This is a genomic window from Paenibacillus sp. FSL R5-0887, assembly GCF_038002305.1.
Taxonomy (GTDB): domain Bacteria; phylum Bacillota; class Bacilli; order Paenibacillales; family Paenibacillaceae; genus Paenibacillus_AQ; species Paenibacillus_AQ odorifer.
In genome coordinates this window covers 2819770-2836319 of sequence record NZ_JBBOCE010000001.1, presented here as the reverse complement: position 1 = coordinate 2836319, position 16550 = coordinate 2819770, and the positions used below count along the sequence as shown (strand labels likewise).

The following is a 16550-nucleotide window of genomic DNA, read 5'->3' as shown; positions in this document are numbered from 1 at the left end:
GTCACAGTCTATTTATAGAAAATAAACTAAAATGTTTATATAAACAACGGTCCCATATATGGAACAATGATTGTGAATTTTCGAACAACCATATTTTTCTTGGGATCACGAGACACGGGATCAACCTTCAAGCCCGCGATCTCTACAAATATAATATAAATATAGATGGAGGGATTTAGCATGTCGGTGATTGAAAAAGATGTACAAGAAGTGAAATCCGGTTGGAGAAGTTTTGCAAAAGGTAAATGGTCCAGAAAAGTTGACGTTAACAACTTTATCGCAAGCAACATTAAGCCTTATGAAGGAAGCGAAGAATTCCTCGTAGGACCTACTAGTAACACAACTGAACTGTGGAAGATTATTTCCCAATTGAGCAAGGAAGAAAGAGAAAGAGGCGGCGTATGGGATGTTTCCCTAGATACTGTCTCCACAATCACTTCACATGCTCCAGGCTACATTGACAAGGACAAGGAACAAATTGTAGGCGTACAGACTGATGCTCCTTTTAAACGTTCCATCCAGCCATTCGGCGGGATCAAGATGATGGTTGATGCTACGAAGGCTTATGGCTTCGAGCTTCCACAAAACATCGTTGACATGTTTACGAACATTCGCAAAACGCATAACCAAGGCGTATTTGATGCATATACACCAGACATGAGAGCTGTGCGTAAATCCGGCGTAATTACAGGTCTTCCTGATGCTTACGGCCGCGGACGCATCATCGGCGACTACCGCCGCATTGCTCTGTACGGTATTGATTTCCTCATTAAAGACAAAAAACAACAACAAACTGAGCTTGAAGTAGATTCCATGACTGAAGATATCATTCGTTTGCGTGAAGAGCTGTCCGAGCAAATTCGTGCACTTGGCGAATTAAAAGAAATGGCAGCTGCTCATGGTATGGATATTTCCAGACCGGCGACCAACTTCAAAGAAGCTACTCAATGGGTATACTTCGGATATCTGGCAGCAGTTAAAGAGCAAAATGGTGCGGCGATGTCCCTGGGCCGTGTGTCCTCTTTCCTGGACATCTATGCAGAACGCGATATTGCTGAAGGTACTTTGACTGAAGAACAAGTACAAGAAATCGTCGATCATTTCGTAATGAAACTGCGTATCGTGAAATTCTTGCGTACACCTGACTATAATGATCTGTTCTCCGGCGACCCAACATGGGTAACTGAATCCATCGGTGGTATGGCTGAAGACGGAACAACTCGTGTTACTAAGAACAGCTTCCGTTTCTTGAACACCCTGTACAACTTGGGTCCAGCTCCGGAACCAAACTTAACTGTACTGTGGTCCGAAAAATTGCCTGAAGCCTTCAAAAAATATTGTGCTAAGGTTTCCATCGAAACTAGTGCAATTCAGTATGAAAATGACGATGTAATGCGTCCATACTGGGGTGAAGATTATGCGATTGCTTGCTGCGTATCTCCAATGCGTATCGGTAAACAAATGCAGTTCTTCGGTGCTCGTGCCAACCTGGCAAAAGCATTACTGTATGCTATCAATGGTGGTGTAGATGAAAAATCCGGAGCACAAGTTGGACCGGAATTCCCAGCGATCACTTCTGAATATCTGGATTATGACGAAGTAATGAAACGTTTCAAACCGATGATGGAGTGGTTGGCTAAGACTTATGTTAACACTTTGAACATCATTCACTATATGCATGACAAATATTCTTACGAACGTATCGAAATGGCGCTGCATGACCGTGACATTCTGCGTACGATGGCTTGTGGTATTGCTGGGCTGTCCGTTGCAGCTGACTCACTAAGCGCAATTAAATACGCCAAAGTAAAACCTATTCGTAACGAACAAGGTATTGCGATCGATTTCGAAACCGAAGGCGAATTCCCTTGCTACGGTAACAATGACGATGCTGTTGACAGCATCGCAGTAGAATTGGTTGAAACCTTCATGACTATGATCCGTAAAAACAAAACATATCGTGATTCTGTGCCGACTCAATCGGTACTGACCATTACTTCGAATGTAGTGTACGGTAAGAAGACAGGTACTACACCTGACGGACGTAAGAAAGGTGAACCTTTCGCACCAGGTGCTAACCCAATGCACGGACGTGACAAGAAAGGCGCCTTGGCTTCCCTGAACTCTGTAGCTAAACTGCCTTACTCCGATGCACAAGATGGTATCTCTAATACGTTCTCCATCGTACCTAAGGCACTTGGTAAAGACGAGGATTCCCGTAAGTCTAACCTGGTACACATGATGGATGGATACTTCCATAACAACGCTCAGCATTTGAATGTTAACGTATTTAACCGTGAACAGCTGATGGACGCTATGGAGCACCCAGAGAACTATCCACAATTGACTATCCGTGTATCCGGTTATGCAGTTAACTTCATCAAGCTGACTCGTGAACAACAAATGGATGTAATCAACCGTACATTCCACGGTTCGATGTAATTTGTTCCTGTCATGAAGATCTTTGAATTAGTACTACTATTGAAATAATTGCAAGGAAGATACCGCCCTTGTCTCAAGGGCGGTAATATCTTGTTTGAGAATTGTTAAAATTTTAAATTTTATTGCCGCGATATAGGGATATGACAGTCTCAAGGACAGGGATCTTCATCGTTGAAAAAGGGACTGTTAGTCTGGCGTGGCGAAAGGATGACATCCTATGATTAAAGGTCGCATACATTCTTTGGAAACCTTTGGAACCGTTGATGGACCTGGTATTCGATTTGTCTTATTTATGCAAGGCTGCTTGCTGAAATGTCAGTATTGCCATAACCCTGATACCTGGGCTTTAGATGAAGGTAAAGAAATGACTCTAGAAGAAGTGCTTTCGGAAATCGAGCCATATATAAACTACTATCGTTCATCCGGTGGCGGGTTAACTGTATCCGGTGGAGAACCAACCTTGCAGGCGCAATTTGTAAAGCAGTTATTTACGGAAGTGAAGAAGCGTTGGAATTTGCACACCACATTAGACAGTAATGGTTACAACGAAGGTGACAAGATTAATGACTTATTGGATGTAACAGATTTGGTTATGCTTGATCTGAAGCATATTGATGAAGAAGCGCATATCAAATTAACCGGTAAATCCAATGATCGAACTTTGAAGCTTGCACGCTGGCTCTCAGACCATAATCGTAAGATGTGGATCCGACATGTATATGTTCCTGGTATTCATGATCGTGAAGAGGATCTCATTAACTTAGGTCGTTATATTGGAACCTTAAATGGCGTCGAGAAATTCGAAATCTTACCTTATCATCAGATGGGTATCTATAAATGGGAAATGCTCGGCAAAGCTTATGAACTGGATGGAGTACCTTCTCCAACAGAAGAAGAAGTGCAACGGGCATACCGCTTGGTCGAAGAAGGTCGTAAGCAAACGGCATTGGTATAATAGAAATCTATTTTTAAGAGAGACCGTACCCTCAGTGGTTGATCATCACTGAAGGTGCGGTTTTTTGTTATGAGGAAGTAAAAAGGGAGGGGTTAAAGCTCCTCTGAGGGGGAATTTTATATTATTCCTAATAAAGACATGCTATAGTTACACGTGGTTTATGGGGTAGATAATAAATGAATATGTCAGGTAATATGACTAATTTTATATTTTAATTAAATGTTTTTAAAGAGAAACAAACTTTTGTGATGAGAAAAACAAATGAATAAAGCGATTTAACATTTTAATGTTATAAAATATAACTTATCGTGTAGTTGATTCCGCTTACATTAGAGATTTTTATCCCTATAGTGGATGAATCTTAACCTTACGATAATGAAGTCTGTTTTCTATAATAAGAAGTGTAAAGCACATCAATATATAGGGAGGGTCACAAGAAATGAAAAAAAGTATGACTTTGCTATTGTCCCTGATTTTCGTATCATCAGCTTTACTGACTGGTTGCGGAGGCAACAACAATGCGTCTTCTAACAAAGGAGATGGAAACGCTACCGCGACTAACTCAGCCGCTACAAATGCTCCAGCAACAGAAGAACCGGTAAATAACGAGCCATTTGAAATGACGATTCGTCACACTCAAATCGGTGCAGACAAGCAGAAACGTCTGGCTATTCTCGAAGAAGTAGTTAACAAAGTACAAGAGGATGTACCGGGTCTGACCTTTAAACTCGATGGGGTAGATTCAGATGTAAACCGTAAAGAAAAATTGCGTGGTGAAATGGCTGCGGGTAATCCACCGGAAATCTTCGATCTGTTCGGCAGCCCTGACTCCAAGATCTATGCTAAAGAAGGTAAATTACTTGACCTGACTCCAATCCTTGAGGAACTTGGAATTAAGGATAAATTCTCAAATCTTGATCCTTTCACTTATGAAGGAAAAATCTATGGATTGCCAATCGGTGGTTCTGGTGAAGGTTTCTTCTATAACAAAGAATACTATACAAGCAAGGGCTGGAAGGCTCCAACAACATTTGCTGAATTGGAACAACAATTGGCTGATATCAAGGCTGATGGAAAAGTACCTTTGGCTGGTGCATCCAAAGCTGGTTGGGTACCACTTATGTTAGCTAACCACCTGTGGTCACGTTATGCAGGTCCGGATGTAACTGCTAAATTTGCAACAGGCGAAGCTAAATGGTCTGATCCAAATGTAGTAAAAGGATTTGCGAAATACAAAGAATGGGTTGATAAAGGCTACTTCAAAAAAGGCGAACTTGGCTTTGAATATGCTGAATACACAACACAATTCACTAGTGGTGAAGCGATCCTGCTGTATGATGGTACTTGGAAATCTTCCGTATTTAAAACGGGCCAATCTGGCGAAGGTTTGATCGGTAAAGTTGGATTCTTCAACATCCCAGCAGTTGAAGGCGGAGCGGGTGACCAAACTGCATTGATGCGCGATGTGAACAATGGTTATGGTTTCTCTGCATCTGCTGAGAAAGATCCACGTCAATTGGCTGCTGTGAAATCTTTTATTAAAAACTTATTTAATGAAGAAATGCAATTGCGCGGACTTGTTGAAGATGGTGTATTGCCAGCAATGAAGATTGACCAAAACGTATTGAATGAGAATATTACTGATGATCTGATGAGCGAAATCGTAGGTGTACTTAACAACTCACAATCTTCGTTCCCAGCATTTGACTCTCTTGTTCAAGCTGATGTAACTACAGAAATCAGTAACATTCAAATTCAAAAACTGATTGGCGATCAGACGACTCCTGAGAAAATGGGCGAAGCTTTGCAAAAGGTACAAGAAGAAGCAAACGCAGCAGTTGAATAAATAGCTGCAAACTGAATGTACCCTGGTGCTAAATCCAGGGTACATTTTTAAAATCAAAGAAAATATGTGTTTGCACTTGATCTGAAGCATTCACTATTCGCCAGATGTCAAAGCAACCGGAGGTAGTCATGAATAAAGCATTAAGAAATCCAGTGGTATTTTTCCTTTTCGTTCTTCCAGCATTGATATTGTTCACGATGTTTTTCATTTACCCCATTTTTAGTTCTATTTATTACAGCTTTACTAGTTGGAACGGTGTATCGGAGACGGTTAAATCAGCCGGATTAAGTAATTATGAGAAAGCACTAGGAGATGAACGATTCTGGATATCCGTTAAAAACAACGGTTGGTTTATTCTTTTCTCCGTATGTATACAGGTACCGTTGATCGTATTCTTCTCGTTATTAATTTCTAATGTGAAGAAGTTAAAGGGCTTATATAAGACAGCAGTCTTTATGCCTTCCATTATGTCTACAGCGGTTATCGGTATTCTCTGGGGGTTTATCTATGAGCCCAACATTGGACTTTTTAATAAGCTCCTTAGTCTAGTAGGAATTAATCCTATTTACTGGCTGTCAGATGAAAGATTTGCAATGCTTTCTATTTTGTTGACGAATGCTTGGCAGTGGACTGGATTTTATATCGTTATGGTCCTAGCGGCGATTCTAGCTATTCCTGGTGAATTGGATGAAGCTGCAGCCATTGACGGCGCAACTGGATTTCAACGCGCTACTCGTATCACGCTCCCACTAATCGTACCGATCATCTCGGTTGTAATTATGCTATCCATTGCTGGAGCAATGAAAGCTGCGGATATCGTCATCGTTATGACTAAGGGGGGACCTGCAGGTTCAACCGATGTAATGGCAACATACATGATTAAATATGCGATCACGAACTTTAAGTATGGATACGGAAATGCCATCGCTGTCCTGATCTTTGCATTTACACTGGTGGTTACAGTCCTTTATCAGCTGCTGATTGCACGTCGTACAGAAAGGATTGAATACTGATGCCACGCGCCCTGAAAAAGAGTCTGCCACATATTGCCCTTTTATTCTATTTGTTAGTGATCCTGTTTCCTTTCCTATTCGTATTATTCTCATCTGTGAAAAAGGATAATAATGAGATTGCGCTTAATCCTTTTGGCATCCCCAAGGAATTCGTCTTCAATAACTACGTGGAGGCTTGGGTAAATGCCAAGATTAGTACTTACTTTTTCAACAGTTTGTACATTTCGATCCTTGCCTCTGTAGTGTCCATTCTGCTTGCGTCTATGTTTGCTTTTGCGGTTACGCGGATGCGTCAGGGGAAATGGAATACTATTTTGTTCTCACTGGTTTTAGTAGGAATGCTCATCCCGAATAATGCTTTAATGCTGCCGATTTATACGATTGTACGTAAGTTAGGAATACTGAACACCCACTGGGCGTTGATCATTCCTTATATCGCCAATGCGATTCCATTTACCATCATTATTTTAGCAGCATTTATGCGAAATTTACCTAGAGAAATAGAAGAAGCTGCGGTCATGGATGGCTTGAAGGCACCGGGTATCTTTGCTAGAATTATTGTACCTCTAACGGTTCCGGCTATGGTTACTGTATTCATTGTTAATTTCCTGGGAAATTGGAACGAGTTCTTGCTAGCTAACTACTTCCTGTCGAATGACGAGCTGCGAACGCTTCCAGTAGGTATGGTCCAATTCCGGGATCAATACCAGATGAACTATGCACAAATGTCAGCCGGTATCGTCTTCAGCGTACTGCCGGTAATTATCATTTATGCAATTCTTCAGGAGAAGATTATTGAAGGTGTAACAGCGGGCGGCGTAAAAGGATAACTTTATTCTCAGTCAGGAGCACTAGCCGATGAATTTGCGCTATAAATTATTTACGGCATTTTTGGGCCTGATTATCATTCCTTTATTTATTCTAGGCATGCTTATGTTTTTTGTGACTTATAATTCTATTGAGAAAAAGTACAGCCAGCAGTCGGAATACTCACTTAAAGCGATTAGTTACAGTATTTCTAATGTATTAAAAGATATGGATAACGTTACAGACAACGGAATTGCTACCTCGGTGTTTCATATGGCTCTTAGTGCAGATGATCCTAACAACCAGGATTTGACTGATGCTGAGCAACTGAATCTGAATGCGAGCCAGCGCAATTTCCGTAGTCTGTTGTTTAATCATCCATCGATCAGTTATGCATTTTTGTACAATTTTAACGGTAGAGGTAACTCTGAAATCGTGTCGCTTTTTAACAAGGAAAATTTCCGAACGCTACCCTATGATACATTCAAAAAAAGTGATCTGTACCAGGAAGTTATGGACTTAAATGGTGTGCCGAAATGGCTGGCTCCTCACGAGTATCCTGAGCTTACGGGTACTGAACCTGTGTTTACACAAATTCGGCTAGTGAAGGAATTGAGCTTCTTTCAGAACATAGGTATCCTAGTTGTGCAGATCAAGAATTGGGAGTTCGAATCCATATTTCGCAATTTAAAAATTGGGGATAGCAATCAGGATGTTTCCTTTATGCTTGTAAATGATGATGGAATGATTCTTTTTGACCCGGATCAAAAGCTGGATGGACAGGACTTCCAGTCTTTCGCGGATAAAGAGATTACCTTTAAAAAAGGGTTTCAGAGTTTCAAAACAGAGTACAACGGGGAGAAAAGCATTCTTTCCATGTATCATTTGAAGGACTATCCATGGAGTCTGGTATCTGTGACTTCTTGGGATACGTTGTCTCATGAAGTTACAGTATTTGCTCGCTGGTTCGTCGCTGTGATTTTCCTTTGCTTATTGGCAGCTGTGATCTTCAATTTATTTTTTATGAACCGGATTACCGGCGGCATCGCTGTCATTGTTCGTTTTATGCGCCGGGTTGAAGACGGAGATCTGACCACTAGGGTAGAAGTTAAAGGGAATGATGAGCTAACGCTGCTTGCTAAGGGTTTTAATGATCTTATGGATAAAATCAATGGATTGTTTAACAGAATTCATGTGGAGCAGCGTCGCAAGAATCAAGCTGAGATGCGTGTTCTGCAGGCACAGATTAAACCACATTTTTTATTCAATACATTAGAATCAATCAATGTTCTCGCTATTCAGAATGAAGGCAAAAAAGTTAGTGAGATGGTCTACAGGCTGGCTAGTATTTTGCGAATCAGCATTCAGGATCGGGAAGAGATTACGCTGGATGAAGAAGTTAAACATTTACGCAATTATTTGGATATACAAAAATTCCGCTTTGAAGATTTGTTCGAATACGAGATCGATATTCCGAATGAATTGATGAGTTGCGGTATCCTTAAACTCACGTTACAACCGCTTGTAGAGAACAGCATTCAACATGGATTTGAGGGCATTGATTACAAAGGTCATGTTTCTGTGAAAGTTTGGGAGAAGCAGGGGGATTTGATTTTACGTATTGAAGATAATGGTATTGGTATTACACCTTCTCAGTTGGCTATTTTTCAATATATTGTGAATGATCCTGTGGAGCAAGAAGTTAAGGCTGAACGGGATAACCGGATGAATCTTGAACGCAGAGGTCTTGGTATTCGCAGTGTAGCAGATCGCATCCGCATTGAATACGGTGACAGGTACGGAATATTTATCTGTTCTAGTCCAGGTCATGGTACTATTATCCAATGTGTCATACCTAAATACGAGCAGGGGGAAGATCATTATGCTAAAAGTATTATTGGTTGATGACGAAGCCCCAATTCTGAATAATCTGAACAGGGTGTTGCCTTGGCAGGAGATGGGGATGGAGGTTGTCGGTATGGCGCGAAGCGGAATGGATGCTTTGCGTATTGCCGAGGAGAAACAGCCTGATCTTGTGTTATGTGACATCCGTATGCCAGTGATGGACGGGTTAACTTTTATCGGTAAGTTGCGGGAGATGGGATTGGATAGCGAGGTGCTGCTTCTTACCGGATATCAGGAGTTTGATTATGCACGGGAAGCGATTCGGCTAGGTGTTAAAGAGTATATTTGTAAGCCGATACATTATGAAGAGCTTGGCAATAAGGTACGGGAGATTGGGGCTAAGATCCGTAGTAAGCAGTTTAAGAATAAACTGTATAATAGCATTCCAATTTTTCAGGAAATCCCTGAAGGTGAAGATGATTCTGGCAAAAAAACACCGGATCAGCTGATGAACCAAGCAGCTAAGTACATCACAGAACATCTCCATTCTGATATTGGGATTGAGGAAGTGGCGAATAAGATCGGGATTAGTGGCAGTTATTTCTGTCTCTTGTTTAAGAATCGTTTTGCTATGACTTTCGTGGAATACGTGACCCTACAACGAATTGAAGCTGCTAAGTTTATGCTAACTAACAGCGATAAGAGTATTACGATGATTGGCTCGGGAGTTGGCTATCAGGAGCGGCGTTATTTTACCAAGGTATTTCAGAAGCAGACAGGGATGTCGCCTAAGGAGTATCGCGACCGATGCCGGACCGAAGTGCAGTGAGGTTAGCTGCTGAGTGGTGAGGTTAGCGTCGCTCCAAGGAATGTTTGGACTTCCGGTCGCTGTTATCCTCAGATTTCTTGATTAGATACCGCTATTAGCGGTTGAAATCCGAGGATAAAGGCGAACGCTACGCTCCTACAGTTCCAAACTTCCTCTCCGTTCCTTCTCCCTCCCCCCTCTTCGTAGTATAGGGGCCGTCCCACACCTACGGATGTGGGCCTCTCTGGGAACACAAGGACTGATTGCCTAGTTAATTTAAGGCAGGAATTATCAACCAGCCTTTGGCTGTGATAAATGCGATTAAGGTACATAAGCTATGATTAATTAAATTTTTTGCCTCTATATAGAGGCTGAAGAGATGGTTTTCCTCGATTTTCGAGGATAATCGTCTCTTTTTTTATAGAAATATAATATGTTCCCTATACTCCCATAAATTATCATATGTTTTAATTAGAGTGTAAGGAGGATACACAAAACGTTAGGCAAGCAAGAGTAATTGGGGCTTAAGAATGGGATGATGGAGAATGGGGGAACCAAAAATGAGTGTGACGAATCCTTCCGTCAGCTTGTCAGAAGTAAAGAAACCAGGCAGGGGAAGAACGCCGAATTTTCTTAGAGTAATGAAGAAATATTGGGTGTTCTATTTGATGATGTTACCTGCGATAGTGATTCTAATCATCAATAATTACATACCGATGTTAGGGACGGTAATTGCATTTAAGGATATCAATTACCAAAAAGGGATTCTGGGTAGTGATTGGGTCGGGTTAGCGAACTTTAAATATTTAATCTCGACGGAGACGGCCTGGATCATTACGAGGAATACGTTATTGTATAATACAGCGTTTATTATACTGACGCTATTTTTTTCGCTGGCTTTCGCAATTATGTTTAACGAAATGCGCAGCAGATGGCTATCGAAATTCCATCAAAGCGCTATGTTTCTCCCTTATTTTCTCTCTTGGGTCGTCGTAAGTTACTTAGTATACGGCTTTCTGAGTGCAGAGCATGGGTTCATGAACAAGACATTACTCCCGTTCTTTGGGGTAGATCCTATCGAATGGTATTCACAGTCCAAATATTGGCCTGGGATTCTAGTAATTGTGAAGATATGGAAAGAGATTGGGTATACAACGGTTATTTATATGGCCGCTATTATTGGAATAGATAATGAATATTATGAGGCTGCACTAATTGATGGAGCTTCTAAATGGAAGCAGATTCGAAAAATCACACTGCCGCTAATCAGCCCAGTTATTATAGTAATGACGCTGCTGCAGATAGGTAGGATTTTTAACGCAGACTTCGGATTATTCTTTCAGGTTACGAGAAATGCAGGAGCGTTATACTCGACGACGCAGGTTATCGACACATATGTATATCAAACCTTCCTCGCAATCGGTGATATAGGAATGTCTTCAGCCGCGGGTCTCGTTCAATCTGTTGTAGGATTTCTATTGATTTTCTTAGCGAATCTTGCAGTGCGGCGAATCAGTAAAGATGATGCTTTATTTTAAAGGGAGGTGGGAGTGTTGAGCCAGACAGAAACAGCATTAGGGTCGTCACGGCGTACAGGAAAGCGCACAAAACGGCAAAGACAACCCAATGAAATATCTAATATATCTAATTTGCTAATTAATATATTCTTTTGGATATACACAGCGATTTGTGTGGTGCCGCTGATCCTCGTAGTTATTGTATCGTTTTCGGACGAGAATTCCGTTATCCAGAACGGCTACAGCTTTTTTCCTAACAAGTGGGATATTTCTTCTTATGAATTTCTGTTAAAAGATTATTGGCAAATTATCGATGCAGCTTCCGTTTCGTTATTTGTGACTGTGGTGGGCACGATTCTGAGTCTTATCATTATGGCTATGTACGCTTACCCTATCTCACGTGGAGATTTTCCACATCGTAATTTCTTCTCATTTTTTATGTTTTTTACAATGTTGTTTAATGGGGGCCTTGTGCCTTGGTATCTGGTCTACACGCGCATGATGCATATGAAGGATACGTTATGGATTCTAATTATGCCGCTGCTGGTTTCTGCTTTCTTTGTTATCATCTTACGGACCTTTTTTGCCAATACCATACCGCCAGCTTTAATCGAATCTGCTAAGATCGATGGGGCACCAGAATTCCGGATCTTCGTTCAAATTATTTTGCCTTTGTCTATGCCAGTGTTAGCTACAGTAGGTTTGTTTCAGACCCTGGCCTATTGGAATGATTGGTACCTTAGTTTGATCTTTATCTCACCCGAAGGTCATGTCAATTTACAATACCTAATGTATAAGACGATGCTGAATGTTCAATTCCTGACAGCAAGTCCTCAGGCGATGGCTGCCTTGGCTGCACAGGGTGTAGAAATCAATATTCCAACAGAAACGGTAAGAATGGCGATGGCTGTTATTGGTATCGGACCTATCGTGTTTGTATATTCCTTCTTCCAGAAGTATTTTATTAAAGGGCTTACCGTGGGTGCTGTCAAAGGTTAAGGACGATTGTAATGGCTTAATTCGGCCGCTTTATGCTAAGGTGTGAACGGCCGATTCAGCATATATAAATATTTTGAGGGAGGTTATGGTGTATATGAAAGCTGTTAGAAAAAGCGCACTAATGACACTATTGCTAACGATGGTACTGAGTCTTAGTTTAGCAGGCTGCGGTGGGAATAACGGGAATAATGAAGCAGCTTCACCTGCTCCAAGCGAAAATGCAACCGCTACCAATGCTGCTGCTACGGATGAGCCAGCCGCGGATCCTACTGCCGAACCGGCAAAAGAATTGGAGCCTTATACCGTCAAGTTAATTTATGTCGGTGCCGTGCAAAAGGATGAAAAAGCTGTAGAAGATGAAATCAATAAGTTATTGGAACCTAAAATCAACGCCAAATTGGATATCGCACCGATCGATTGGGGTCCATGGGACAATGATGTCAATCTGAAAATTGCGAGTCAGGAAAAATTCGATATCATCTTTACAGCTCAATGGAAGAACTACGTAACGAATGCAGCTAAAGGCGCTTATCTCCCGATTAATGACGATAGCGGCAAATATGGTAATCTCCTAAATGAATACGGCCAAGGAATTCTAAAAAATCTGGATCCACAATTCTTAAAAGGTTCAGCGATCAATGGTGTGAATTATGCTGTTCCTACAAACAAGGAGCTGGCTGCACAAGGTGGGGTTGTCTATCGCTCCGATATTGCGGATGAACTGGGCATCGATATGTCAAATGTGAAATCCATCCAAGATCTGGATGCAGTTCTCAAAGTAGTGAAGGAGAAAAGACCTGACCTGACTCCATTGTATTTCAAACAAGGTGAGACCTTTAACTCACAGTACATGGCACAATACGATACACTTGGTGATGCTGCCATTCCTGGTGTTCTGCTTAAAGATTCCTCAGATACTAAGATTCAATCGATGATTGAGATGGATCGTTATAAAGAAATCATTAAACTTACTCGTGAGTATATGAAAAAAGGTTACATTAACAAAGACGCAGCTGTTGCTACAAATTCGACTCAGGATGCAATGAAGGCTGGCAATGTCTTTATGACAGTGCAATCGCTTAAACCAGGTAAAGATAGTGAGCTGGCGAATGCTACCGGCTTGATTGGCAAGCTGAAACAAATTGCATTCAATGATCCAACGATTTCTACAAGTGATGCTGCTGGATCTATGCTTGCGATCTCCGCTTCCTCTGGTGATCCGGCCCGGGCCATGATGGTGCTAGATATTCTGCACACAGATAAAGATATCAACAATCTGCTTGTTTTCGGTATAAAAGGTGTGCACTATGAAGTCGTAAGTGGTGATACGATCAAAGCTACAGATAAAACAGCTGATTATAATACGGCTGCAGCTTGGATGCTTGGAAGTCAATTCCTGAACCCCGTGTGGGAAAGTGAAGCTCCAGACAAATGGGAACAATTCAAAGCCTTTAACTCTAAAGGTAAAGCCTCTGTAGCGCTTGGTTTCAACTTCGATGCCTCCTCAATGAAGACTGAAATGGCTGCTTGTAAAGCTGTAATGGATGAATACGACATCAGCTTGGATACGGGTTCTGTTGATCCTGATACCGTACTGACTAAGTATGCTGATAAGCTGAAAAAGGCAGGGCTCGATAAGATTATTGCAGAGAAACAAAAACAGCTGGATGCTTTCCTGGCTGCGCAAAAATAAAGCGAAAATGAATTCAAAAAAGGCTCTCCCCGGCAGGTTAATTTAGCCGGGGAGAGCCTTTTTATGATAGTACTTAGCGGAAGGAGCTGTCTATTTGCTTTGCGGCTTGAACAGCAAGGGTCCAAGCCAGTTCAGGAGTTAGCTCGCCTTTTTCAGCTTTGGTCAAGTATTCGAGCATGCTTGTCTCCACGTCAGCGTGATGAGGGCCGTAGTAGGTCGGAATTACTGCTTTTGCTGCTGACGAAAGGGTCAGACCAAGCTCTGAATTAGGAAAATAGGGATCGTGCAGATCGTGGATCTCTGGGTCATCATAGATTTCGGGGGTGGAAGGGAAAGCCCCTTGTACCTTGAAAGAAACCAATTGCTGCGTTGGTTCGGTTAGCCATTTAATAAGAGCAAAGGATTCATCAGGATGATTACCTGTCTTTGGTAAGGTCAGAACGGAGCCTCCGCGATTAGCACTGTTTTCTGGGATTTGTGTTACATTCCATAAACCGCTGGCAGTTGGAGCACTGCTCTTGATATGACCAATCATCCAAGCCGGACAGAGCATGACTGCAAAATCTCCGTTGAGCAGGCCTGCACCCCAGCGTTGGGTATCCACTGCAATACTGGCGGACAGATTTAGCTTAAGGGCTTGAATTGAGAAGTCCCAGGCTCGTTTGACCGCTGGATTATTGTCGAGGATCAATTCTTGTGTTGTGGGACTGTAATATTGAAGCTTGGACTGACGTAGAAGGGTGAGATAGAGGTTCTCCAAGTCATTTACAAAAGCTTTTCCTGTTCTCTCCTGTACTTTGGTGCCCGCTTCAAGGAATTGATCCCAAGTTTGGATTTCTTTAGCCACTTCCTCTGGTTTAGTAGGGAGGCCTGATAATGCGAATATATCCGTTCGATATAACATGGCATAGGGTCCAATTTCCGTTGGTAATCCGAAAATAAAATCATTACCCAGCACCTCCTGCCACTTCCAATTCAGAAATTGGTCCTTCAGATTGTCAGCTTCAAAGGTTTTTAGATTATAAAAATAATCAGGAAATTGTTTGAAGCGATCTAAATAGCTAATATCAATGGCAGCCACATCCGGCGAACTATATCCAGCTGCGAACGAGGTCTGTAGCTTGGCTGGAAGCTGCGTGGAGGTGGAGGTCTGAATATGAATCTCTAGCTCGGGATGTTGGGATTGATACTGGTCAATGAGCGACTCAAGACCTGATCCAGCAGTGAGCCAGATGTTCAGCTGTATCGGGTCTTGTAAAGCGGTATCTTCCTTGGAAGGGGAGAGCTGACAACCACTTGTATTAAGTAACAAGCCAAATGTTAATAGGACAGTAATCAACTTACCATTTACATTCAAGAGAAACACACCTCTGCTTTATTTGTTGTGCTTCTGAAATTCCTGAGGAGTCATCCCCATGTATTTCTTGAAAATGAGACTGAAATACGCAGGATCCTTAAAGCCTACTAATTCGCTAACCTCATATACCTTGAGAGTAACATTCTCTAATAATTCAGTAGCTTTTTGAATACGAAGTTTGGTAAGAAAGCTAGAGAAAGGCTCCCCTACATCATCTTTAAACAATCGGCCGAGATACGTTGGATTCATATACAGTTCGTCTGCGATCATTTTGAGGGAGAGATTTTCTTGGAGCCGGGAATTCATAACCTCAATCATCATAGAGATTACCCTGCGCGTTGCCTTTACTTGTAGTTGTTCAGTGAGCTGTGGAGAAGCCGAATGCATGGAGAGGTCTCTGAAAAAGATAACGGATGGCGTACTCTCTTTTTTGACCTGCTGACAAGCTTCCAGACTCTCATGATAGGCGGTTGCGAGCGCCCCCAATTGATAGTGAGGGTTGGAGACCCCTGCACAAAATGGCGATTTCAGAATGCCCGATAGCTTATGCAGCAGCTCTTGTGTCAATACCTCATCAACGCCGTTAGGCTGCTCAAGAGGATAGAATAATAGCATGATGGCTTCCTGCTCCTCTTGAATGCCAACAACGTTGGCGTACAGCGCAAAACATTCTTCTAATATATTTATAACTGCTGCATACATGGCTTGTTCCGACCAGTTCTGAGGCATGCCCACTCCAAGATGGTTTACGGTTACGACTACAAAGGAATGAAAAGGAGGAATAAGTTGTTCTTCAAAATAGGGCAACGGGATGCCGTAAAGAAGATCAGATAAGCGTTTCTCCCGAAGGTTTTTTTCTCTTAGCTGCGTTAATTGCCTCTGCTGTTTCTTCAATTGAAGACGTTCATATACGCCTGTTGCGACTTCAAGAATATGTTCTACTGAATTTGGTTTAACCAAATATTCCTTTACACCATAACGGATGGCTTGACTGGCATAGGTGAAGTCCTGATAACCTGTGAGCAGCACGGTTTCAGTGTCTGGATAACATTCATGGATATGCTTAGCGAGTTCCAGCCCATCCATGCCGGGCATTCGGATATCGGATATCACCAGATCAACCATATGCTCTTTTAACAATTGCACAGCCTCTAGACCGTTCTCTGCCGAGCCAATAATGCTAAAATTGTGATTCGCACTTCCCAGCATTTCTGACAGAGAACGGCGAACAAAACTTTCGTCGTCCACGATTAACACATTCATCGTTG

12 protein-coding genes are annotated in these 16550 nt (G+C 42.0%); 10 read left to right on the top strand and 2 right to left on the bottom strand.

The annotated features are described in order from the left end of the window. The first annotated feature begins 180 nt into the window (after positions 1–180). The 10 genes from pflB (at position 181) to MKY14_RS12790 (ending at position 13925) form a co-directional block, all read left to right on the top strand. Complete coding sequence (gene pflB / locus MKY14_RS12835; protein WP_076129627.1) at positions 181–2442, top strand: formate C-acetyltransferase; 2262 nt, start codon at positions 181–183, stop codon at positions 2440–2442. Between the two features lie 217 nt (positions 2443–2659). Beyond that, entirely contained in the window at positions 2660–3397 is a 738-nt protein-coding gene (gene pflA, locus MKY14_RS12830; protein ID WP_036682920.1) for a pyruvate formate-lyase-activating protein, read from the top strand. A 439-nt stretch (positions 3398–3836) separates the two neighbouring features. Beyond that, positions 3837–5243, top strand: a complete 1407-nt coding sequence (locus MKY14_RS12825; RefSeq protein ID WP_076129628.1) for an extracellular solute-binding protein — start codon at positions 3837–3839, stop codon at positions 5241–5243. A 128-nt stretch (positions 5244–5371) separates the two neighbouring features. Continuing rightward, positions 5372–6256: a carbohydrate ABC transporter permease gene (locus MKY14_RS12820; protein WP_036682917.1), complete on the top strand. Its 885-nt coding sequence runs from the start codon at positions 5372–5374 to the stop codon at positions 6254–6256. Further along, complete coding sequence (locus MKY14_RS12815) at positions 6256–7086, top strand: carbohydrate ABC transporter permease (protein WP_036682912.1); 831 nt, start codon at positions 6256–6258, stop codon at positions 7084–7086. Before MKY14_RS12820 ends, MKY14_RS12815 begins: the two co-directional genes overlap by 1 nt. 28 nt (positions 7087–7114) lie before the next feature. Further along, positions 7115–8968 carry a cache domain-containing sensor histidine kinase gene (locus tag MKY14_RS12810; RefSeq protein WP_076129629.1) on the top strand — a complete coding sequence of 618 codons (1854 nt, stop codon included), beginning with the start codon at positions 7115–7117 and terminating at the stop codon, positions 8966–8968. Continuing rightward, the gene (locus MKY14_RS12805; protein ID WP_036682908.1) at positions 8946–9737 is read left to right on the top strand and encodes a response regulator transcription factor; all 792 of its coding nucleotides are present in this window, start codon (positions 8946–8948) and stop codon (positions 9735–9737) included. Before MKY14_RS12810 ends, MKY14_RS12805 begins: the two co-directional genes overlap by 23 nt. Positions 9738–10276: 539 nt before the next feature. Further along, positions 10277–11254, top strand: a complete 978-nt coding sequence (locus MKY14_RS12800) for an ABC transporter permease (RefSeq protein ID WP_235219484.1) — start codon at positions 10277–10279, stop codon at positions 11252–11254. A gap of 15 nt (positions 11255–11269) precedes the next feature. After that, positions 11270–12232 carry a carbohydrate ABC transporter permease gene (locus MKY14_RS12795; protein ID WP_081387086.1) on the top strand — a complete coding sequence of 321 codons (963 nt, stop codon included), beginning with the start codon at positions 11270–11272 and terminating at the stop codon, positions 12230–12232. A gap of 94 nt (positions 12233–12326) precedes the next feature. Continuing rightward, complete coding sequence (locus MKY14_RS12790) at positions 12327–13925, top strand: ABC transporter substrate-binding protein (RefSeq protein WP_076184178.1); 1599 nt, start codon at positions 12327–12329, stop codon at positions 13923–13925. 73 nt (positions 13926–13998) lie between these two features. Here the strand turns inward: MKY14_RS12790 and MKY14_RS12785 are convergent, their stop codons facing one another. Together MKY14_RS12785 and MKY14_RS12780 are read right to left on the bottom strand one after the other, a co-directional pair. Next, positions 13999–15282 (bottom strand): ABC transporter substrate-binding protein, encoded by a 1284-nt coding sequence (locus MKY14_RS12785; RefSeq protein WP_076184177.1) that lies wholly within the window; start codon positions 15280–15282, stop codon positions 13999–14001. A gap of 18 nt (positions 15283–15300) precedes the next feature. Then, positions 15301–16545 (bottom strand): response regulator, encoded by a 1245-nt coding sequence (locus MKY14_RS12780; RefSeq protein WP_076184175.1) that lies wholly within the window; start codon positions 16543–16545, stop codon positions 15301–15303. Positions 16546–16550 lie beyond the last annotated feature (5 nt).

Coding starts and splice junctions, on each gene's coding strand:
- MKY14_RS12815 (WP_036682912.1), top strand. CDS start 6,256: ATGCCACGCGCCCTGAAAAAGAGTCTGCCACATATTGCCCTTTTATTC.
- MKY14_RS12800 (WP_235219484.1), top strand. CDS start 10,277: ATGAGTGTGACGAATCCTTCCGTCAGCTTGTCAGAAGTAAAGAAACCA.
- pflA (WP_036682920.1), top strand. CDS start 2,660: ATGATTAAAGGTCGCATACATTCTTTGGAAACCTTTGGAACCGTTGAT.
- MKY14_RS12780 (WP_076184175.1), bottom strand. CDS start 16,545: ATGAATGTGTTAATCGTGGACGACGAAAGTTTTGTTCGCCGTTCTCTG.
- pflB (WP_076129627.1), top strand. CDS start 181: ATGTCGGTGATTGAAAAAGATGTACAAGAAGTGAAATCCGGTTGGAGA.
- MKY14_RS12820 (WP_036682917.1), top strand. CDS start 5,372: ATGAATAAAGCATTAAGAAATCCAGTGGTATTTTTCCTTTTCGTTCTT.
- MKY14_RS12810 (WP_076129629.1), top strand. CDS start 7,115: ATGAATTTGCGCTATAAATTATTTACGGCATTTTTGGGCCTGATTATC.
- MKY14_RS12825 (WP_076129628.1), top strand. CDS start 3,837: ATGAAAAAAAGTATGACTTTGCTATTGTCCCTGATTTTCGTATCATCA.
- MKY14_RS12790 (WP_076184178.1), top strand. CDS start 12,327: ATGAAAGCTGTTAGAAAAAGCGCACTAATGACACTATTGCTAACGATG.
- MKY14_RS12805 (WP_036682908.1), top strand. CDS start 8,946: ATGCTAAAAGTATTATTGGTTGATGACGAAGCCCCAATTCTGAATAAT.